We start from the raw sequence: 20,590 nt of genomic DNA, 5'->3' as shown, positions 1-20,590 counted from the left end.
TACGTTAAGCCCGCAGCGAGTTATTCACATCAAAAGCTGAAATGGACAATTTTTTTTAAAGGGCCATCTTATACAGCCAGTATTGCTGCCCCAGGATAGGCTGCAGCTCCTTCATCAGCGAAAAGCCCAGTTCATCATACATTCTCCGGGCCGCGGGCATCATCGTGCTGGTATGCAGGCCCAGTATTTTTTCACCCGAACGCCGCGCCTCTTCGATGGCCAGCTCCATCAGCCGGCGGCCAATGCCCATGCGGCGGAAAGCGGGATCTACCCCCAAACGGCGGATATATGCCCAGTCTGCCGGATAAATAGCGGTAGCCTGGCCGGAAGGCACCAGGAACACCACGCCTACCAGCCGTTCGCCCGACCGGCACACGAAAGTCCCTGCCTGCTCCATCAGCGCCGTCAGATTATCCATATCCGACTGGTTCTTATGCATGGCACGCCAATACTCCGGCTCCATAACGGCCGCATACTCGCCGTAACTTAACAGCGATAGATCGCGGATAGCCGCTGCATCCGCCGGGATAGCCATTTCGTAAACGAGTGTGTCCATTTGTTTTCTGCTCTGGTGTCAGGTTATCCAACAAATAAACAGGGCCGGTTGTTGGATAAATAACAGCATATAAAAATACAACATGATATTACTCATAAATAATCTATTAAACGCTCGATAAATTTGCTCAAACAACACCAACGAGAATGTCTTACACCACTATCCAGGATGCCATACAACAGATCCACTCCGGCCAAACCGTTTTTATCCACACCGCTGCCGCCACTCCGCGGGAGCTGGTAAAAGCCATGTCCCTCCGCAGTCATGAGCTTAAAAATGTCCGGCTGGTAAGTATCCATACCGAATGGGACGCCCCCTATGCTTCCCCGGAACATGCCCACGCTTTTGAGATCGATACTTTCTTTGTCGGTAAAAATATCCGTCAGGCCGTCAACGAAGGAAGGGCCAACTATATCCCCATGTTTCTCAGTGAAGTGCCCCGCTACTTCCGCACCCTGGAGCCCGCGATCGATGTGGCGCTCATCACCGTGTCTCCGCCTGACAGGAACGGCTATTGTACCCTCGGCGTATCCTGCGACGTGTCCAAAGCCGCCATCGATACTGCCCGTATTATCATAGCCGAAGTCAACCCCAATATGCCCCGTGTGCTGGGCGACGGCGTGATCCATATATCCCGCATCACGGCTGCCGTAGCCACCGACTACCCCATTTATGCACAGGCTGTACGCCCGCCCAGCCCAACAGAACTGGCCATCGGCGAGCATGTGGCTTCCCTGATAGAAGACCGCGCCACCCTGCAGATGGGTATCGGCGGTATCCCCAACGCCGTACTGCAATGCCTGCACAGCCATAAGGACCTCGGCATCCACACGGAAATGTTTTCCGACGGCATCATCGACCTGGTGGAAAAAGGCGTTATCAACAACCGCTACAAAGCCATCCACCCCGGCCTCATGGTATCCAGCTTTGCCATGGGCAGCCGCCGCCTGTATGACTTTATGGATAACAATCTTATCATCCGCCTGATGGACGTGGAATACGTCAATAACCCCACGACTATACGTAAAAACCCAAGGGTAACCGCTATCAATAGTGCCATAGAAATCGATATCTTTGGTCAGGTATGCGCCGATTCCATCGGATTCCGGCAGTACAGCGGCGTAGGCGGCCAGATGGATTTCATGCGCGGCGCAGCACTCTCTGCCGGCGGTAAGCCGATCATTGCCATTCCATCCGTGACGGCCAAAGGTATCTCCCGCATCGCTTCCCGCCTGCAACCCGGCGCCAGCGTTGTTACCACCCGCGCCCACGTGCATTATGTGGTGACAGAATACGGGATCGCACACCTGCTCGGAAAAAACCTGAAACAACGCGCACAGGCGCTTATCAACATAGCACACCCTGATCACCGGGAGCAATTGCAGAAAGACGCCTTTGAAATATTCAAAGTGTTTTAGCTACAGATAACTGTCAGATTAAAAGGAGGGCCTATGAAAGTCTTTTTATGGGGAATATTCATTTGTCTCGGCACGCTGACTATCGCACAGGCACAGATCACCCAGAATGCCACCAGACAACTACGTATATACGAAGATGACGACTTCTTTAATGTATGGGGAAGGGGAACAGACCGGGGCTACAGCAACGGTACCGCTATCGGGTACGTATATATGAAGAAGAAAAAATCCACTTTCCTTGACAAGTGGATCTTTCCCAAAGCAGGGCCCTCCGCCATCAATGTTTTCGAGTGGCAACTCATGCAGGTCATGATCACGCCCAATCAGATTGCAGACACCTCCTTTCATCCGAATGACTTTTACTACGCCGGCGCCCTGTTCGCCACCCATGGACTGACCTCCTACAACCCGGTCAAAAAGTACGCCTTCCATTCCGAACTCGTGTTTGGCGTACTGGGACCATGGGCCGGTGCCGAACAGACCCAGCGCCTCTTTCACCGGCTGATTCACTACCAGGAACCGGAAGGCTGGGGCAACCAGGTCCCCAACGCGCCCCTGCTGAACTATTACTTTTCCTTTGAGGCCATGTTATGGAATCCGGTCAAAAGTCTTGAAATAACGAGGGAAATCGGCATTCACGCCGGCACTATGATGACTTCCTTAGGCGCGTCCCTCTATGGCAGGTATGGCCTCATCAACCCCTATTTCGGGGGAACGGACCTGGATGCCGCCACCCGGCGGAAGTTCCAGCTGTATATCTTCGCCCGGCCACAATTTGCCATCAACCTGTTCAACGCACTGCTGCAGGGCGGCATCTTCCGGTCCACCGATACCAATTTCGAAGAGCTGACCGACCAGCAGACATCGTACATGCGCCGCTTCACCATCGGGATGGACTACGGCGTTGGCATCGGCATCGGCCGTACGACCATCTGCTATACCCAGCAGACGGCCACCGCCTGGATGAGCGGTACCGGCAAACACTCCGTCGGTAATATTACCTTGTTAATTCCCCTCTCGAAGGCAACCTATTTCCCGTAATGCTGTTATCTTATCTAAAAAAGAAAATCACATGAACAGCCGTCTGTCTTTTTCCGCAGCCATTCTTCTGTTGCTGGCCTCCTGTGGAGGCGCTACCCGTAACAACGCCGCCGATGGCGCCGTTGCCAATGACACCGCCCTGAACATACAGGCCGACAGCGGCGGCAGTCTCGATGTACAGCCGCTGAACGGCTACTTTGTCAAAAACAGTATCCAGGTAAAAGACAGCCTCACTTTCTGGCTGATCGACAATCCCGCCGCCTTCGACAGCTTGTTTGGCGTGGCCAAAACTATGAACAACAAAATTGACCGTCCCGATTTTGGTACACAGGTGGTCGTTGCCGCTACCATGCCTTCCACTTATTACGGCACGCAGATACAGCTGGCGTCCGCCACTACGGACAACCTGACCAACAATGCGGAGATGCATTTTGTAGCCACCGCCCAGGCGGAGAAAAATTCTTACAGTACCACACCGCTGTGGGTAGGCAGTATTCCCAAAACCGGCAGGACCAGCATTAAAGTGTATACCGGCGATCAGCTTTCGACGACCCTGACCATCAAAGAATAACGTTTATCCGAAGTACTCCTGTACTACCCGGTACCGGTAAGCGAAGAGGTTTTCCAGCTGGCGCCGCACAAACAGAGTATGCGCCAGGCGGCCCAGCCATCCCAGTGGCAGGCGGTAATGGATCGTGTCTGTCATCTCCACTCCTCCCGGCACTTCCCTGAAATGGTGCTGATGGTGCCAAAGCCGGTAAGGGCCTACGCGTTGCTCGTCCACGAAATATGCTCCGTCCCGCACATGTACAATTTCCGTCATCCATTCCAGCGGAATGCCCATCAGCGGGCAAACGGTATAGGTGATCACCTGCCCGGGATACACCTTCCTGTCATCCGGCGGGGAAGTAACCGTGAAACGCATATAGGGCGGCGTGATCTTCGCCAGGTTGTTGGGATTGGAAAAGAAGTCCCACGCCTGTTGCAATGGCGCGGGTATAAACTGGGTACGTTGCAATAGAAAGACACTGGCCATAGCCTAAAGATACGCCATTGATGCCCATCCCGACCCGAGGTCAAAAGAAAAGCGAAGCTTTCCGCCGTTTTCGTAAGTTTGCAACATATTTTTTTAATCCGACCGGAAATATGTATCAATATATCAGGAGCTGGGCATTCTGGCTGATATCCTTTATGATTGCTGTTTCGATGACCCGCTGTGCCAACATTGTACCGCCAGCCGGAGGACCGCGCGACAGTCTACCTCCTTCCCTTGCGGCGGTGAATCCACCCGATTCCTCCCTGCATTTTAAAAACAAGAAGGTATACTTTGTGTTTGACGAGTTTGTGGAACTGGATAATGTGAACGACAAACTTATTGTGTCGCCCACGCTGAAACGTACACCCATCATCACCGCCAAGCTGCGTACGGTGACCATGGAACTGAAGGACACCCTGCAGGAAAATACCACCTATACTTTCAATTTTTCGGACGCCATCCGGGACATCAATGAGCGCAACGCTATCCCCGACTTTCAGTATGTGGTGTCTACCGGTAATTACCTGGACAGTCTCCAGCTTACGGGCCATATGATAGATGCCGAAAACGGCGTTCCTGACAGTAACATCGCTGTGATGCTGTACCGCAACCTGGAGGACTCCATCGTTTCCCAGGAGAAACCGGTGTATTATGCCAAAACCCGTCCCGACGGTTCTTTCCGGTTTAAAAATATGGCTCCCGGCACTTACAAGCTTTTTGCACTGAAAGAGGAAGATCGTGACCTCCAGTACAACCAGCCTTCCGAAATGATCGCTTTCGTGGAGAAACCCATTGTAATGAAGGAGCAGAATGTGGAGGGGGTCAACCTGTTGCTTTTCATGGAGCGGGACAGTACGATCAAGGAACCGCTTTCCCCGCAGGATTCGCTGGACCGGGCCAACCAGGAGCTGGAAGACCAGGAAAGGGAGAAAGAAAAGGAAAAAGACAAAAAGAAGAAAACGCCTAAACTTCAGATAACGCCCACGCTTGACGGGGGCTTGCAGGAATTGCCTGCACCGTTGCAGCTGACGTTCAATCTGCCGCTGAGAACGCTGGACAGCGCCCGTGTGACCTTGGGAGAAGACAGTGCATTTACCAGGGTCACTTTCCATACCAGTATGGACAGCACCCATACCAAGCTCACGGTGTTTTATCCGTGGAAAGAAGGGACCCCTTACCGGATGATCTTCCCGGCAGATGCCGCCACTGATACCACCGGACAGCAGCTGCCCAAAGCAGATACCATCAGCTTTAAGTCCAAAAAATCAAGCGATTACGCCATTTTCGGGGTAACGCTGAAGATCAGTGACAGTACACGGCAGGCTATCAATGACGACTCCATGCATTACGTGATACAACTGGTACAGGATAAGGCTATTAAATACTCCGGTACCGCTGTCAACGGCACCTGGCTGCAGAAGTTCATTACACCCGGCGAATACGAAGTAAGGGTGCTGCTGGATGCCAATGGCAACGGCAAATGGGACCGCGGCCAGTACTACAAAGCGCCCAAGCGGCAACCCGAACGGGTGATCCTGGTGCCAGGCAAGCAGAACCTGAAAGCTTACTGGACGCTCCGGCCAACGATAGAAATATAATTATTGCCGCATTACCGGCCCCTGTGGCCTGTACAGCGGCAATATTCCTAACTTTGCATTATGGTATTCTCTTCCGCTCTGATAGAAAACGCTGTCAATGAATTTGCCAAGCTGCCGGGCATCGGTAAAAAAACGGCCCTGCGACTGGTGTTGCACCTGCTGAAGCAGGAAACGGTGCAGGTACAGCAGTTTGGTGAGGCGATAGCCCGTATGCGGCAGCAGATCCGCTTCTGCAAAGTATGCCATAACGTTTCCGATGAAGAAGTGTGCGGTATCTGCAGTAACCATTCCCGGCAGCGGCAGGTGGTTTGCCTGGTAGAAAGCATCCGGGATGTGATGGCCATTGAAAACACACAGCAGTTCAACGGCCTGTATCATGTGCTGGGCGGTATTATCTCCCCTATCGATGGTATTGGCCCGGAGCAACTGAATATCCAGTCGCTCGTAGAACGGGTAAAACACCAGGGCGTAGAAGAGGTGATTATGGCCTTAAGCCCCACCATTGAAGGAGATACCACCATTTATTTCCTGTCTAAAAAACTGAAAGAATATCCTGTGAAGATTACCACGATTGCGCGGGGGATTGCTTTTGGCGGCGAACTGGAGTATGCCGACGAGATGACGCTGGCGCGGTCCATTTCCAACCGGCTGCCGCTGGACAGCTACGTTAAACCCTGACCATTTAGTCATTTAGTCATTTTATTATTTAGATATTGGATTAAAGCGATTTAAAATGAATCAATAACTAAATATCTAAATAAATAAATGGCAAAATAACCTAATGGCGAAATAGATAAATGGCAAAATAGATAAATGGCAAAATAGATACGGGCGTTCAATAACGCCCGTCTTCGTTTAACCTGTAATTCCACGTTATGAAAAAGATCAGTGTACGTCTTTTTCAGGCGTACCCTGAAATATGGTATGATTGGTTTTTGATTCCTGTTCGCGCAGCTCTTTCCAGCGCTGCATTTCATATTTATTAAGAAAACATACCTTAAAAACCGCTGGCTCACTTCCATCATTCATCTCCGGAACCGGTTGCAGGCCAAGGCCTGCCAGGTGTTCCCTGAGCGCATGGATATGTTCTGCTATTGTCATGACAAATGCTTTTTGTTGTAATAAAAACCGGGAAGAATTCAATGAGAAACCAGGTGCCGTTTTAACAGCAACAGCGTCCCGAAGGACAGCAGGCATAGGACTGGTGGGGGGCTACCGCCGGGTTCAACAGTATGTTCAGCTTTTGTTGTTGCATGGTGTTTTCTATTACCCTACAAATATAGTAGACTTTATAGACTTCTACCAAATAAAAATATCAATATAGACAAAATCTATACAAAATACTGTTAATATTAACTTCGGAAGAAAGGCCGTCCCATACAGTACGGGACAGGCAAATAAGCTGTTTTTAGATATTAAAATAGCGTATCTTTACAAGATATTACGGGGTGGATTTGTTTATTGTTCGACCCTGTTGGATTTTAACAGCAACTAATAAACAGCAAAGAAAACCATGAAATCTTTACAAGACTGCGCTAATGAGCGTGTGCTCATCATTGACGGTGCCATGGGCACCATGATCCAGCGATACAAACTCCAGGAAGCTGATTACAGAGGTACCCGTTTTGCCAACTACCATATGGACCTCAAAGGCAATAATGACCTGCTCAACCTCACCCAGCCACAGATCATAGAAGCCATTCATAAGGAATACCTGGAAGCGGGCGCCGATATTATCGAGACCAATACTTTCAGCAGTACTTCCATTGCAATGGCCGACTATGACATGCAGGCACTGGCTTACGAGTTGAACGTGGCTGCGGCCCGGCTCGCGAAGAAAGCGGCTGCGGAGTACACCGCCAAAAACCCGGACAGGCCCCGCTTTGTGGCAGGCGCCATCGGACCGCTGAATAAAACCCTGTCGCTCTCCCCGGACGTAAACAATCCCGGGTACCGCTCCGTGTCCTTCGATGAAGTGGCCGAAGCTTATGAAGAGCAGATAAAAGGCCTTTCAGACGGCGGCGTGGACATCCTGCTGATTGAAACGATTTTCGATACGCTCAACTGTAAGGCGGCCATTTATGCCATCAAAAAGTACTTCCGTGAATCCGGCAAGCCGGAGCTGCCGGTGATGATCTCCGGGACCATTACGGATGCATCCGGCCGGACGCTGAGCGGTCAGACCCTGGAAGCTTTCTACATTTCCGTGATGCATGCCAACCCCTTCTCTGTAGGACTCAACTGCGCCCTTGGCGGTCAGCAGATGCGCCCTTATGTGGAAGAGCTGTCCAATATCGCCAGCTGCTATGTCAGCTGTTACCCGAACGCAGGCCTGCCCAACGCATTCGGAGAATACGATGAGGAGCCGGAAGATACCGCCTGTATCATTGAAGATTTTGCCAGTTCAGGCTTTGTGAATATTGTGGGCGGCTGCTGCGGCACCACGCCAGACCATATCCGCCATATTGCACAGCATGTAAAAACCATTGCACCACGCCGGAAACCGGAGCTGGTAGACACCCTGGCATAATCCTAAACACAAAAGCAATCATGAGCGCAAGCATACATTCCCATACAAGCAACGAAACGATAGCGATGGAACCGGAAACTGCCCCGCAACGGGTAATCCGGCCGTTTATGCGGCTGAGCGGCCTTGAACCACTGGTGGTAAGGCCTGAAACCAACTTTATCAACGTCGGTGAACGTACCAACGTTACCGGTTCCAAAAAATTCGCCCGCCTCATACGGGAAGGCCAATATGAAGAAGCCTTGTCCGTAGCCCGGCAGCAGGTGGAAAACGGCGCCCAGATCCTGGACGTGAACATGGATGACGCCCTGCTCGACGGGGAACAGGCCATGTCTACCTTCCTGAAACTGCTGGCGGCCGAACCGGACATCTCCCGTATCCCCATCATGATCGACTCCAGTAAATTCAGTGTTATTGAAGCCGGTCTGAAATGCGTACAGGGCAAATGCGTGGTGAACTCTATCAGCCTTAAGGAAGGGGAAGCCAAATTCATAGAACAGGCCCATATCTGCAAAAGCTTCGGCGCTGCGGTAGTAGTCATGGCGTTTGACGAGCATGGCCAGGCCGACACCGAAGAAAAACGGGTGTCCTTCAGTCACCGCGCCTATAAGATCCTGACGGAAAAAGTAGGGTATGACCCGCAGGACATCATCTTCGACCCCAATATCTTCGCTATCGCTACCGGTATAGAAGAGCACAATAACTATGCGGTGGAATTCATCAACGCCACCCGCAGGATCAAAGAACTGATGCCACTGGCTAAAATAAGCGGTGGTGTCAGCAACGTGTCTTTCTCTTTCCGTGGTAATGAAACCGTGCGCGAAGCCATGCACTCCGTATTCCTGTTCCACGCCATCAAGGCAGGGATGGACATGGGCATCGTCAACGCCGGTATGCTGCAGATATATGACGATATCGAACCACAGCTCCGCGAGCTCTGTGAGGACGCCATACTAAACCGCCGTGACGACGCTACCGAACGCCTGATACAGTTTGCCGAAACGGTAAAAGCCAAAGGCAAAGTGGTGGAAAAGGATGAAACCTGGCGCCAGGGCACTGTGGAAGAAAGACTCAGCCACGCACTGGTAAACGGCATCACCGATTATATTGACGCCGACACCGAAGAAGCCCGCCAGAAATATGCCCGTCCGCTCGACGTCATCGAAGGGCCGCTGATGGACGGCATGAACATCGTCGGTGACCTGTTTGGCAGCGGTAAGATGTTCCTTCCGCAGGTGGTGAAAAGCGCCCGCGTGATGAAAAAATCGGTAGCCATCCTTACTCCTTATATAGAAGAAGAAAAACTGCGCAACCAGGCACTTCACGGCGGAGAGATAAAATCTGCCGGAAAAATCCTGCTGGCCACCGTGAAAGGCGACGTGCACGATATCGGCAAAAACATTGTAGGTGTAGTACTGGCCTGTAACGGATATGAAATCATCGACCTCGGCGTGATGGTGCCTGCTGAGAAAATACTGCAGACCGCCCGCCAGGAAAATGTGGACATCATCGGCCTCAGCGGCCTGATCACCCCCAGCCTGGATGAAATGGTGCACGTAGCCCGCGAACTACGGCGCCAGGAGTTCGATATTCCGCTGATCATCGGCGGCGCCACCACCTCCCGTACCCATACAGCGGTGAAAATCGCACAGGAATACGCCCACGGCGTAGTACACGTACTGGATGCCTCCCGCAGCGTGACCGTTACCGGCAGTCTGCTCAACAAAGCGCTGAAAAAGGACTTCCTGGCCTCTGTGAAAACGGAATACGAGAAACTGAACGAGTCCTTCAGGAATAAGAAACCGGTTAAACAATACCTTCCTTTTGCCACTGCCCAGGAAAATAAAACAGCGATCAACTGGGACGCCTTTACCCCGGTAAAGCCAAAGTTCACCGGCGTAAAGGTCTTTGAAGACTACGATCTCGCCGAGATCGCGCAATATATTGACTGGCAACCCTTCTTCATCGCCTGGGAACTGCACGGCAAATTCCCGCAGATCCTGACAGATGAAGTGGTAGGAACAGAAGCCACCCGCCTGTACAACGATGCGCAGGAACTGCTGGCGAAAGTCATCCGCGAGAAATGGCTGGGCGCCAAAGCCGTTATCGGCCTTTTCCCGGCCAATGCCACCGCTGCCGACAGCATACAGGTGACACCCGAACAAGCTGATATTGCGCCGGTGACGCTGGAATTCCTGCGCCAGCAGATCAAAAAAGCACCCGGACAACCCAACCAGTCCCTTGCGGATTATATTGCCCCTGCTGCCACCGGCAAAACCGACTATATCGGCGGGTTTGCCATTACTGCCGGCATCGGCATCGAACAGTGGCTGGAGAAATTCAAGGCGGAGCATGACGACTATAACAGCATTATGCTGAAAGCCCTGGCAGACAGGCTGGCAGAAGCATTCACCGAACTGATGCATGAACGCGTGCGCAAAGAGTTCTGGGGCTATGCCAGCGAAGAGCACCTCAGCAACGAGGCGCTTATCCGGGAAGAATACATGGGTATACGCCCGGCGCCCGGCTACCCTGCCTGTCCGGATCATACAGAGAAATACAAGCTGTTTGACCTCCTGAATGCTACAGAGAACACCGGTATCACGCTGACAGAATCGCTGGCCATGTACCCTGCCGCCAGCGTAAGCGGCTGGTATTTCGCCAACCCGGACGCCCGGTATTTCGGTCTCGGTAAAATAGAAAAAGACCAGGTGGCAGATTACGCAGCCCGTAAAGGCTGGACAGTAGAAGAAGCCGAAAAATGGCTCCGGCCCAACCTGGAATACGACATTTAATCCAACACATGAGAATCATATCGTACAATGTGAACGGCCTCCGTTCCGCTATGACCAAAGGTTTCACCGAGTGGCTGCAAACTGATCCTGCAGACGTGATCTGTCTGCAGGAGATCAAAGCCCACCAGGATAATGTGGACTTCAAACAATTTGAGGCGCTGGGTTACGAACATTACTGGTTCCCCGCGCAGAAGAAAGGATACAGCGGCGTGGCCGTACTGACGCGTATTACACCCGACAAGGTGCATTACGGCAGCGGGCACACGCAAAGCGATGAAGAGGGCCGCTTTATCCGCCTGGATTTTGGCGAGTTGACACTGATCAACACCTACTTCCCTTCCGGTACCAGCGGAGACCTCCGTCAGACCTATAAATACCAGTGGCTGGAAGAGCTTTTCGCTCATCTTGGCGAACTGGTACAAACCCGGCCCAACGTGGTGCTGTGCGGTGATTACAACATCTGCCACAAGGCGATTGATATCCATGATCCCGTCAGCAATAAGAATTCCACCGGGTTCCTGCCGGAAGAAAGAGCCTGGATGGACCGGTTCTTCGAAAGCGGCTTTGTAGACAGTTTCCGGCATTTTAACCCGGACCCGCACCAGTACAGCTGGTGGAGCTTTCGCGCCAATGCCCGCAATAATAACAAAGGCTGGCGTATTGACTATATCAATGTGACCACTCCCTTAAAGGAAAAGCTGAAGCACGCCACCATCTACCAGCAAGTGAAACATTCAGACCATTGCCCGGTGTTCCTGGAGCTGTCTTTATAGGCGGTTCTACGGTATCCGTACATGTGGTTTTTATATCCGCACGCAACTTATGATCATATACAACGTAACGGCCAAAGTGGCCACAGATGTGCATTCCACCTGGTTACAGTGGATGAGGGAAGAGCACATTCCCGCCATATTGAGCACCGGTCTTTTTACCGACTACCGTATGTGCCGGCTACTGGAGCAGGATGACACGGAAGGGCCTACCTATGTGATACAGTTCTTTGCCACCAGCCAGGAGCACTATCAGACCTATCAGGCCGTACAGGCAAATACGCTCCGGCAAAGGGGTTACGACCTGTTTGGCGATCGTTTTGTGGCCTTTCATACCGTTATGGAGGTCATCTGAACCATGCTTAACAATTAAACTTATCCACAGGAAATTCACTATTTTCAAGGCCTCCGGACTTTGGTACAATACTTGGAAAACACCCTCTTTTACAACCTAAAAGCCCGGAAACCCGCTATGGAACAACGTTTTAAGAGAGCCTGCTAAAGTTCATGTCTTTAGCAGGCACCCCCCCAATCAGCTGTAACCGTTACCAGCAGGCTTTTTCAGCCGATAAAAATTTCCATAAAAAAATTGTGAAAAATTTGGTAATCTGATAAAACGCGCTATATTTGCTCACATCAAACATTTTTTCACTAGTTAAATCTTACTAACTATGAACAAAGCCGAATTAATCGACAAACTTGCTAAAGACGCAGGAATCACTAAAACCCAAGCTAACGAAGCGCTGGACTCTTTCACTAAAGCTGTTGCTGATACCCTGAAAAAAGGTGGTAAAGTAACGCTGGTAGGTTTCGGTACTTTCTCTGTTTCTAAACGTGCTGCACGTAACGGTAGAAACCCGCAGACTGGCCAGATCATCAAGATCAAAGCTAAGAAAGTTGCTAAGTTCAAAGCTGGTAAAGCTTTATCCGACAAGCTCTAATCAGTTAGCACAACTTATTCAAGCAAGGAACAATCATGTTTCTTGCTTTTTTTTTATATAGAAGTCCGACTGTATGCTATTTCCGCGATTTAGCGTAATTTGCAGCCTGATAACATCCTTTTAATAAAAACAACAAACTTCAAATTATTCGTTATGGGTAGAGGAGATGTAAAAACCAAAAGAGGTAAGATCTTCAACAAATCTTTCGGTAAAACAAGACCAGCAAGAACAAGGAAAGCCGCTGCTGCAGCTGCTCCTAAAGCTGAGAAAAAAGCATAAATATTTACGGATTTTTTGATGTAGGGATTTCCTGATTTCGTGTATCAACGACAGGAATTCCCCAAATCAAAAAATCCGTAAATCAGAAAATCTATACATGGCTCAGGGTGCCAGCCTTTCTATTTTCCAGCTGCCACCGGTGGTATGTGTATACAGAATACGGTCGTGCAAGCGGCTGCTCCTACCCTGCCAAAACTCCATGGCTAAGGGTTTCACGATATAACCACCCCAATATTCCGGCCTTTGCGGCGTTTCCTTTTCATATTTTACAGCTATCTCGTTCACTTTTTCTTCCAGAAAATGACGGTTCGGTATTACCTGGCTCTGGGGTGATGCAATGGCGCCTATCCTGCTGCCCAGCGGACGGCTGTTATAGTATTCATTGCTCACGTTTTCCCCTGCCCTGGACACGATCCCTTCTATCCTGATCTGGCGTTCCAGCTCACGCCAGAAAAACAATAGTGTCACATAGGGGTTCCGGGCCAGTTCATGCCCTTTACGGCTTTCATAGTTGGTAAAAAACATGAATCCTTCTTCATCAAAACTCTTCAGCAACACAATTCTGGCAGAGGGCCGTCCATCCGGCGTGCTGGTGGCCAGCGTCATGGCGTTGGGCTCGTCTATTTCGCTGGAAGTGGCGTCGTTCCACCATTTCCCGAACTGCTGCAAAGGTGACGGAGCTACATCCTGTTCGTCGAGCGAAGCCAGCCTATAGTCTTTCCGCAGGTCTGCTACTTTCTGGTTTAACATGATCGTAAATGTTTAATTGGTTTAAACCTGTAAACAAAGGTATGGAAGGATAATAGTAATTTTGGGAGACCTGATATAAATCATAGTATGAAAAGAGTGCTTCTATTACTCGCGTTGGCTGGTGGTCTGTTGCCGGCCTGTCACAGCGGTAACCAGGAAAAGGACCGGCAAGATACGGCCAGTATGGTGGTTCCCCTGTTGAGTACCCCCTATTATTATACGCAATTAAAAGGCGCAGTGGGTAACAGGCAGATCACCATGGAATTGCTGAAAACGGCGCCCAATCTGTTTCGCGGCTATTATTACGATGACAGTACCGGTCAGCCGATCAGCATCTGGGGCAGCCAGGAAGCTGATCAGGTCAAGATTTATGAAGACAACGGCAACCGGGAGGAAGAACGTTTTTTTGGGGGCACGCTGAGTGATGACGGTATTTTCAAAGGGGTATGGCATGGCGACAGCACCTCCTATCATTTTGAACTGCGTACCGACCTGCGAAAGGCGCAGGCGTTGAAAGTATATTACGCTGCTGACTCTGTGCAATTGTTGCCTTCTTTCACCGGTTCTCCGCTGGGCATTGCATCCAACAGCATCCTTTGGCCGGACCCGGCAACGGATTCTGCCACGGCGGCTTTTCTGCGGAAAGCGATCACCGGCGACAACAGGGTGACAGATCCGGAGCGGTTTGTGAAAAGGGCCATTGATTCTTTTGTGACCAGTTATCGTATCGCTGCCAGGGATGCAGACAGCAGTGACATGGCCGATGGCCAGTCAGCCTCCTGGAACTGGACCACCGAGAGTGACATGAAGGTGGTTTACAATACGTGGCCACTGCTGGTGATAGAAAAATATGCCTATGATTTTACCGGCGGCGCCCATGGCAATTCCGGGGCGTTCTATCAGACGCTGGACCTGGCCGGTCATAAGGAGATAACGCCTGACGGCTTTTTCAAACCCGGCTATAAAGAAGTTTTATCTCCTTTGCTGGACAAGGCGTTCCGGAAGAAGTTCCATATTGACGAGGACGAGTCGCTGGACCAGAGCCTGTTGGTGAAGACGATCGTGCCCAATAACAATTTTATTGTTACCCATAAAGGCGTAGCGTTCAGTTATGTGCCTTATGAGATCGGGCCTTATGCCCTGGGGCAGGTGACGTTGTTTCTTCCGTTTACGGAGCTGAAAAGCATCATGAAATGATTTAGGGATTTAGGGATTTAGGGATTTTTTGATTTGCGATTTTTTGATTTCGTATATTGATAAAAGCGAAGACCAAAGCGAACAGTAGTCGCCTTTGGTCTTCGCTTTTTATTCGCTGAATTTAAAAATCGCAAATCAAAAAATCCCTAAATCCGGGGTTAGTCCTTTACCAGGGTACCCACATTTTTGCCCATGATCACGTTCAGGAGGTTTCCTGGTTTGTTCATGTCAAACACGATGATCGGCAGTTTATTTTCCTGACAGAGGGTAAAGGCTGTCATGTCCATGACGTTGAGTGATTTCTGGTATACCTCAGAGAAGGTGATAGTTTCGAACCGGGTGGCGGTGCTGTCTTTTTCCGGGTCGGCGGTATAGATACCGTCTACGCGGGTTCCTTTGAGGATGACGTCTGCCTGGATTTCGATAGCACGGAGGGAAGCGGCGGTATCGGTCGTAAAGTACGGGTTACCGGTGCCGGCTCCGAATATAACCACGCGACCTTTTTCCACGTGGCGGATGGCGCGGCGGCGGATGTAAGGTTCTGCGATTTGTTCCATTTTAATAGCTGATTGGAGGCGGGTATAGAGTCCTATTTTCTCCAGTCCGCTCTGCAGGGCCATTCCATTGATCACGGTGGCCAGCATGCCCATATAGTCTCCCTGGGCTCTCTCAATGCCGGTTTCGGCTTCATTCATTCCACGGTAGATATTACCGCCGCCGATCACGATGGCTACCTGAACTCCAAGGTCGGTAACAGCTTTGATATCGTAGGCATACTGGGTAATTACCTTATGATCAATACCATAATTTGCATCCCCCATAAGGGCCTCACCGCTCAATTTGAGCAAAATACGCTTATACTTTGGCAACATGACGCTATAAAATATTGTAAGATTGTGATTTGCTAATGTAATTACGGTATCCTAAGATACAATTTAAAAGCAAAAACCTGCAAGTGAAAGCAAAATGCCGGATGATTTTGTTGTAAGCAGGCGATTGCGGGCGACTGATTTTGCAGTGCGCAAAAAAAAGGAGAGAACCAAAATTCTCTCCTTTTTTCTAATATGCTGGTATTAACCTAAAGCGATTCGCTTAAAGCCGGATACTTTCAGATCAGCGTCTACAGATTTCAGGTAATCTGCAACGGATTTGTTGTTGTCTTTCACGAAAGCCTGAGCCAGCAGGGTGCTTTCTTTGAAGAATTTGTTCACTTTACCGACAGCGATTTTTTCGGCCATTTCAGCAGGTTTGCCTTCAGCTTTCACCTGTTCAACAGCGATTTCTTTTTCGCGGGCGATAACGTCAGCAGGAACGCTGTCAGCGTCTACTGCGATCGGGTTCATGGCAGCGATCTGCATGGCCACGTCTTTACCTACTTCTTCAGAAACAGGTTTAGAGAAAGCAACGAGAACGCCCATACGGTAGTTACCGTGGATGTAGGCAGTTACACCACCGGCTTCCACGAATTCGAATTTATTCAGGCTGATTTTTTCGCCGATTTTAGCTACCTGGTCGTTTACCTTGTCGGCAACGGTTACACCGTCCAGCTCAGCAGCATTCAGTTCGTCGATGGTTTTGATACCTTTGGCCAGGGCCAGGTCAACGATAGCCTGTGCGAATTTCACGAAGTCTTCGTTTTTAGCCACGAAGTCGGTTTCGCAACCGAGACCTACGATAACGCCGGATTTACCATCAGCAGCAACTTTAGCGATGATAACACCTTCTTTAGTTTCGCGGTCGGAACGCAGTGCAGCTACTTTCTGACCTTTCTTACGCAGGTAGTCTACTGCTTTTTCGAAATCGCCATCACTTTCCACGAGTGCTTTTCTGCAATCCATCATACCCGCACCAGTTTGCTGACGCAGTTTGTTTACATCAGCTGCTGTAATTGTTGCCATGAGAGTTTATTTTTTTATTTTATTATTTGGTCATTTGGTTATTTAAAATGCAGCGAAGGTAATCTTCGCTGCATTTTAAATAACCAAATAATTAAATATCAAAATCAGAAGATGATATTATTTACCGGCTGGTTTTCTCGGACCGCCGCCACCAGCGTTGGAAGGACGACGTTGTCCGCCACCCTGGCCACCGCCACGGTTGCCACCGCCGCGATTACCGCCGCCCTGACCGCCGCGGTTACCACCCTGGCCACCGCCACGGTTAGCACCTGCGCCCTGGCCACGACCACCGCCGCTGTTGCTGCCTGGTTTACGACCTCTTTCGCGGTCTTCGCCACCTTCTACGTCAAATCTGCGTGCTTTATCTTCTGCTTCTTCTTCCTCTTCTACTTCTTCAGATTTTTCAGTAGCTCTTTCAGACAGACCTTCTGCGATTGCTGCGCAGATGTAGCTGGTGATGATAGCGATGGATTTGGTAGCATCGTCGTTCGCAGGGATAGCGAAGTCAACTTTGCTCGGATCGGAGTTGGTATCCACCATACCGAAAGTAACGATGCCCAGGCGTTTAGCTTCTGCCAGTGCAATATGTTCGTGGCTGATGTCTACCATGAACAGAGCGGCCGGAACACGTGCCAGTTGAGCGATACCGCCCAGCACTTTTTCCATTTTCTCTTTATCACGGCTTAAAGTCAGACGTTCTTTTTTGGTGATGTTGTCGAAAGTTCCGTCCTGCAGCATTTTTTCAATGCTCTGCATTTTCTTCACGCTCTTACGGATGGTAGAGAAGTTGGTGAGCATACCACCTAACCACCTTTCAGTAACGTAAGGCATGTTGATGTTACGCGCAGCATCTGCTACGATTTCTTTCGCTTGCTTTTTAGTAGCAACGAACATGATCTTTTTACCGCTTTTAGCGATGGATTTCAGGGCAGCAGCTGCTTCCTGTAAACCTTCTACGGTTTTGTTCAGATCGATGATATGAATACCTTTCTTTTCTGCGAAAATATAAGGCAGCATCTTAGGATTCCATTTCTTCTTCAGGTGACCGAAGTGAACACCTGCCTCCAGTAACTGCTGCTGCAATGAGGTATTATTTTCCATGTTTATATTGCTCAATTAAAAGGATCAAATAATGTTTAGCGATAATTGCTAAGTACTCAAAATTAGCGTTTAGAGAACTGGAAGCTTCTTCTTGCTTTCGCTTTACCTGGTTTCTTACGTTCTACGCTTCTCGGATCACGTTTCAGCAGACCGGCTGCTTTCAGTGCAGGACGGAACTCGATGTTCACTTCGCACAGTGCACGTGCAATACCCAGTTTAATCGCTTCTGCCTGTCCTTTGATACCACCACCCTGTGCATTGATCTTCACGTCAAATTTATCCAGCGCGTCGATAGTTTTGAAGGGCAGTTCCACCTGGTTCTGCAGGTAGATCAGAGAAAAGTAGTTTTTATAATCCTTGTCGTTTACGGTAATGTTACCGGTACCCTTGTTGATATACACACGGGCAACAGCTTCCTTACGACGACCTATTGTATTTTTTTGCTTTTCCATGTATCAGAGAAAAATTAGAAAGTTAATGGTTTTGGTTTCTGCGCTGCATGAGGATGCTCTGCACCTGCGTATACAAACAGTTTTTTGTACATTTTACGACCGAGACGGTTCTTAGGCAGCATACCTTTGATTGCCTTCTCAATCATCACCTCAGGACGGCGACGGATCAGGTCCTTAGCCAGTTCAACTCTCTGACCACCTGGGTAACCAGTGTAGTGCATGTATTCTTTTTCCGCCATTTTATTGCCGGTCAAAGCAATTTTTTCCGCATTGATCACGATGATATAATCACCACAATCAGTATGAGGCGTATAGTAAGGCTTGTTCTTACCTCTCAGGATCGCTGCCATTTTCGCACATACTCTTCCCAGAGTCAGGTTAGTAGCGTCTACTATATGCCAGTCACGCTTTACGTAAGCGTCGTTAGCCGATTTAGTTTTAAAGCTTAATGTGTTCATTGTTGTATACGATAAAAATTACGTCTTGTAAACAATTCCCCCTGTAACGGGGAGTGCAAAGGTACATTCACTATTCTGAATAACCATACATTTTAGGTTATTTTTTGAAAGACACCTTTGCAATTGATTGATTTTCAATAAAAAATTTGAATAAAAGTTATTAACACAATAAAAAACGACGCCCCGCGGGACACTACAGCGACCACAGCCTCCGGGGGCTTTCCCGGCGCCACTTCTCCCCGTTTTTGAACTACCAGCTGTTTTTTAAATGCTTATGCAGATGTTTTGTTTCTATATTATAAAAAGATAATACTCACCGGCGAAGCCGGCGGTGGTATCGGTGGCAGGAGGGCTGGGAGATTCCGGCGATGGTATCGGCGGCACCGCCAGGGAGGATACTGGCAGGGTGGTACTGCAAGGATAGCACTGCCACGGTGGCACCGCCAGGAAAGTACTGCCACACAGAGGTAGAAAGCTACCAAAAAAGGCTTCCCATCCGGAAAGCCCTCCTAATTTTCAGCTCAGTACGGTTATCGCCGGTCGCGGGCGCCCATATATAGTAGTATATACTGGAAGAGGGTGGCCAGGGAGGCCAGCGCCGCTACCACATAGGTCATAGCCGCCCACCAAAGGGCATTTTTAGCCTTGTCATGCTCCTGCGGACGCATTACCTGGCTACGGTCCAGCCATGCCAGCGCACGGCGGGAAGCGTCAAATTCCACAGGGAGCGTAATCAGCGAAAACACGGTAGTAATCCCGAAAAGGACAATACCCGCCAGCAACAACTGGGGAAATACATTAATCAGCAGGATGCCGCCCAGCAATACCCATTGTACCAGCGAGGCGCTGAACTGCACTGCCGGCACCAACCGGGAACGCAGGCCCAGCCAGGGATAAGCCGCCGCATGCTGTACCGCGTGCCCGCATTCATGCGCCGCCACGGACGCTGCCGCCACATTGGCCCCGGCATATACGTCAGGACTCAGGTTGACCGTCTTATTGGCCGGATTATAGTGATCCGATAAAAATCCGTCTACCGACAGTACCTGGACATCGTAAATGTTATTGTCCCTCAACATTTTCTCCGCGATCTGCTTGCCTGTAAGTCCGGATGAGGTTGGTATCTCAGCGTAGGCCCGGAACTTACTCTTTAATACATAACTGACAAGAAAGCTGATCCCCACAAAAATCAGCGAAACAAACATGATTCCTGGTGTCATACTTATACATTTGATGGTGCTGTACGCACAAATTTCTATCCAGATACCCCGTTTTAAGTTTTATTTAAGAGTTTTCCTGCCAACCTCGCCTGTGACCTTTCATACAGAAATTTAACACTGTCATTTTGTCTTTTTTTAAGAAATTTACCTGAAAAAACGGCCGGTTTGGCAGAACTCACCGCTCATCTTATGTTAATTTTTTCATATGCAAAAATCCTCAACATCAATCCTATTTATCAACATTTTACGAGTTGCCAATGAAAGTAATATTGGACAATTTATGGCCTGAAACAGGCGTTGGCAGCCACTTTCTTACATTACGAAAATCAATCAAAAGTTATTCACATCAATCAAATAAACTTTTTTATTCTGAAGCCATTTTGTAATTTAGACCTGAATTTAATGGGTTAGTAAGTAGAAAGAGTCAACGGAATCTTCCGTTTGGCTCTTTTCTCTTTTAAGTACCCGATACCCCCCTTTTTTAGCCTTTCACGTTAACATTTCACCCCCGTTTTTTTACAAAACCACTTACTTTGTAACATCCTGTTTCAAA

23 protein-coding genes are annotated in these 20,590 nt (G+C 49.5%); 13 read left to right on the top strand and 10 right to left on the bottom strand.

Annotation, left to right across the window (positions count from 1 at the left end; all coding sequences use genetic code 11):
• Positions 1-55: 55 nt before the first annotated feature.
• Complete coding sequence (locus tag B5D63_RS16335; protein ID WP_078669844.1) at positions 56-556, bottom strand: GNAT family N-acetyltransferase; 501 nt, start codon at positions 554-556, stop codon at positions 56-58.
• 146 nt (positions 557-702) lie between these two features.
• Here B5D63_RS16335 and B5D63_RS16330 point away from each other — a divergent pair, with 146 nt between their 5' ends.
• From B5D63_RS16330 to B5D63_RS16320, 3 genes are read left to right on the top strand one after another with little or no spacing between them, the layout of a single operon-like run.
• Positions 703-1,974: an acetyl-CoA hydrolase/transferase family protein gene (locus B5D63_RS16330; RefSeq protein WP_078669843.1), complete on the top strand. Its 1,272-nt coding sequence runs from the start codon at positions 703-705 to the stop codon at positions 1,972-1,974.
• 33 nt (positions 1,975-2,007) lie between these two features.
• A complete protein-coding gene (locus tag B5D63_RS16325; RefSeq protein ID WP_078669842.1) occupies positions 2,008-3,015 on the top strand; it encodes a lipid A deacylase LpxR family protein in 1,008 nt (335 codons plus the stop codon).
• Between the two features lie 31 nt (positions 3,016-3,046).
• Entirely contained in the window at positions 3,047-3,586 is a 540-nt protein-coding gene (locus B5D63_RS16320; protein WP_078669841.1) for a hypothetical protein, read from the top strand.
• Between the two features lie 3 nt (positions 3,587-3,589).
• Here the strand turns inward: B5D63_RS16320 and B5D63_RS16315 are convergent, their stop codons facing one another.
• On the bottom strand, positions 3,590-4,051 hold the full coding sequence (locus tag B5D63_RS16315; RefSeq protein WP_078669840.1) for an SRPBCC family protein: 462 nt from the start codon (positions 4,049-4,051) through the stop codon (positions 3,590-3,592).
• A 110-nt stretch (positions 4,052-4,161) separates the two neighbouring features.
• Here B5D63_RS16315 and B5D63_RS16310 point away from each other — a divergent pair, with 110 nt between their 5' ends.
• Both B5D63_RS16310 and recR read left to right on the top strand, forming a co-directional pair.
• Positions 4,162-5,649 carry an Ig-like domain-containing domain gene (locus B5D63_RS16310; protein WP_159456046.1) on the top strand — a complete coding sequence of 496 codons (1,488 nt, stop codon included), beginning with the start codon at positions 4,162-4,164 and terminating at the stop codon, positions 5,647-5,649.
• A gap of 60 nt (positions 5,650-5,709) precedes the next feature.
• On the top strand, positions 5,710-6,327 hold the full coding sequence (gene recR, locus B5D63_RS16305; RefSeq protein ID WP_078669838.1) for a recombination mediator RecR: 618 nt from the start codon (positions 5,710-5,712) through the stop codon (positions 6,325-6,327).
• Between the two features lie 207 nt (positions 6,328-6,534).
• Here the strand turns inward: recR and B5D63_RS16300 are convergent, their stop codons facing one another.
• Complete coding sequence (locus B5D63_RS16300) at positions 6,535-6,750, bottom strand: hypothetical protein (RefSeq protein WP_078669837.1); 216 nt, start codon at positions 6,748-6,750, stop codon at positions 6,535-6,537.
• Positions 6,751-7,162: 412 nt separating this feature from the next.
• Between B5D63_RS16300 and B5D63_RS16295 the strand changes: the two genes are divergently transcribed.
• From B5D63_RS16295 to B5D63_RS16270, 6 genes are all read left to right on the top strand, one after another.
• A complete protein-coding gene (locus tag B5D63_RS16295; protein ID WP_078669836.1) occupies positions 7,163-8,179 on the top strand; it encodes a homocysteine S-methyltransferase family protein in 1,017 nt (338 codons plus the stop codon).
• A gap of 20 nt (positions 8,180-8,199) precedes the next feature.
• On the top strand, positions 8,200-10,971 hold the full coding sequence (gene metH, locus B5D63_RS16290) for a methionine synthase (protein WP_078669835.1): 2,772 nt from the start codon (positions 8,200-8,202) through the stop codon (positions 10,969-10,971).
• 8 nt (positions 10,972-10,979) lie between these two features.
• Complete coding sequence (locus B5D63_RS16285) at positions 10,980-11,744, top strand: exodeoxyribonuclease III (RefSeq protein WP_078669834.1); 765 nt, start codon at positions 10,980-10,982, stop codon at positions 11,742-11,744.
• Between the two features lie 49 nt (positions 11,745-11,793).
• Entirely contained in the window at positions 11,794-12,096 is a 303-nt protein-coding gene (locus tag B5D63_RS16280) for a DUF4286 family protein (RefSeq protein WP_078669833.1), read from the top strand.
• A 316-nt stretch (positions 12,097-12,412) separates the two neighbouring features.
• Positions 12,413-12,682 carry an HU family DNA-binding protein gene (locus B5D63_RS16275; protein WP_012788562.1) on the top strand — a complete coding sequence of 90 codons (270 nt, stop codon included), beginning with the start codon at positions 12,413-12,415 and terminating at the stop codon, positions 12,680-12,682.
• Positions 12,683-12,835: 153 nt separating this feature from the next.
• A complete protein-coding gene (locus tag B5D63_RS16270) occupies positions 12,836-12,961 on the top strand; it encodes a 30S ribosomal protein THX (RefSeq protein WP_078669832.1) in 126 nt (41 codons plus the stop codon).
• Positions 12,962-13,063: 102 nt separating this feature from the next.
• On the opposite strand, the gene pdxH is transcribed toward B5D63_RS16270, so the two are convergent.
• Positions 13,064-13,711: a pyridoxamine 5'-phosphate oxidase gene (gene pdxH / locus B5D63_RS16265; RefSeq protein WP_078669831.1), complete on the bottom strand. Its 648-nt coding sequence runs from the start codon at positions 13,709-13,711 to the stop codon at positions 13,064-13,066.
• 87 nt (positions 13,712-13,798) lie between these two features.
• Here pdxH and B5D63_RS16260 point away from each other — a divergent pair, with 87 nt between their 5' ends.
• Entirely contained in the window at positions 13,799-14,908 is a 1,110-nt protein-coding gene (locus B5D63_RS16260) for a DUF3298 and DUF4163 domain-containing protein (protein ID WP_078669830.1), read from the top strand.
• A gap of 158 nt (positions 14,909-15,066) precedes the next feature.
• On the opposite strand, the gene pyrH is transcribed toward B5D63_RS16260, so the two are convergent.
• From pyrH to rplM, 5 genes are all read right to left on the bottom strand, one after another.
• Positions 15,067-15,780 carry a UMP kinase gene (gene pyrH / locus B5D63_RS16255; protein ID WP_078669829.1) on the bottom strand — a complete coding sequence of 238 codons (714 nt, stop codon included), beginning with the start codon at positions 15,778-15,780 and terminating at the stop codon, positions 15,067-15,069.
• 201 nt (positions 15,781-15,981) lie between these two features.
• Positions 15,982-16,806, bottom strand: a complete 825-nt coding sequence (gene tsf, locus B5D63_RS16250; RefSeq protein WP_078669828.1) for a translation elongation factor Ts — start codon at positions 16,804-16,806, stop codon at positions 15,982-15,984.
• A 117-nt stretch (positions 16,807-16,923) separates the two neighbouring features.
• Positions 16,924-17,907 carry a 30S ribosomal protein S2 gene (gene rpsB, locus B5D63_RS16245; protein WP_078669827.1) on the bottom strand — a complete coding sequence of 328 codons (984 nt, stop codon included), beginning with the start codon at positions 17,905-17,907 and terminating at the stop codon, positions 16,924-16,926.
• Between the two features lie 62 nt (positions 17,908-17,969).
• Positions 17,970-18,359: a 30S ribosomal protein S9 gene (rpsI, locus tag B5D63_RS16240; protein ID WP_078669826.1), complete on the bottom strand. Its 390-nt coding sequence runs from the start codon at positions 18,357-18,359 to the stop codon at positions 17,970-17,972.
• A gap of 14 nt (positions 18,360-18,373) precedes the next feature.
• Positions 18,374-18,817 (bottom strand): 50S ribosomal protein L13, encoded by a 444-nt coding sequence (gene rplM, locus B5D63_RS16235; protein ID WP_078669825.1) that lies wholly within the window; start codon positions 18,815-18,817, stop codon positions 18,374-18,376.
• A gap of 285 nt (positions 18,818-19,102) precedes the next feature.
• Between rplM and B5D63_RS35440 the strand changes: the two genes are divergently transcribed.
• A complete protein-coding gene (locus B5D63_RS35440; protein WP_235021553.1) occupies positions 19,103-19,288 on the top strand; it encodes a hypothetical protein in 186 nt (61 codons plus the stop codon).
• Between the two features lie 59 nt (positions 19,289-19,347).
• On the opposite strand, the gene B5D63_RS16230 is transcribed toward B5D63_RS35440, so the two are convergent.
• Positions 19,348-20,037 carry a zinc metallopeptidase gene (locus tag B5D63_RS16230; protein WP_078669824.1) on the bottom strand — a complete coding sequence of 230 codons (690 nt, stop codon included), beginning with the start codon at positions 20,035-20,037 and terminating at the stop codon, positions 19,348-19,350.
• Positions 20,038-20,590: the final 553 nt, after the last annotated feature.

The sequence above is a fragment of the Chitinophaga eiseniae genome (genome assembly GCF_900167135.1).
Lineage (GTDB): Bacteria > Bacteroidota > Bacteroidia > Chitinophagales > Chitinophagaceae > Chitinophaga > Chitinophaga eiseniae.
The sequence above is the reverse complement of the archived record's forward strand: the minus strand, read 5'-3'. Positions and strand labels throughout refer to the sequence as shown.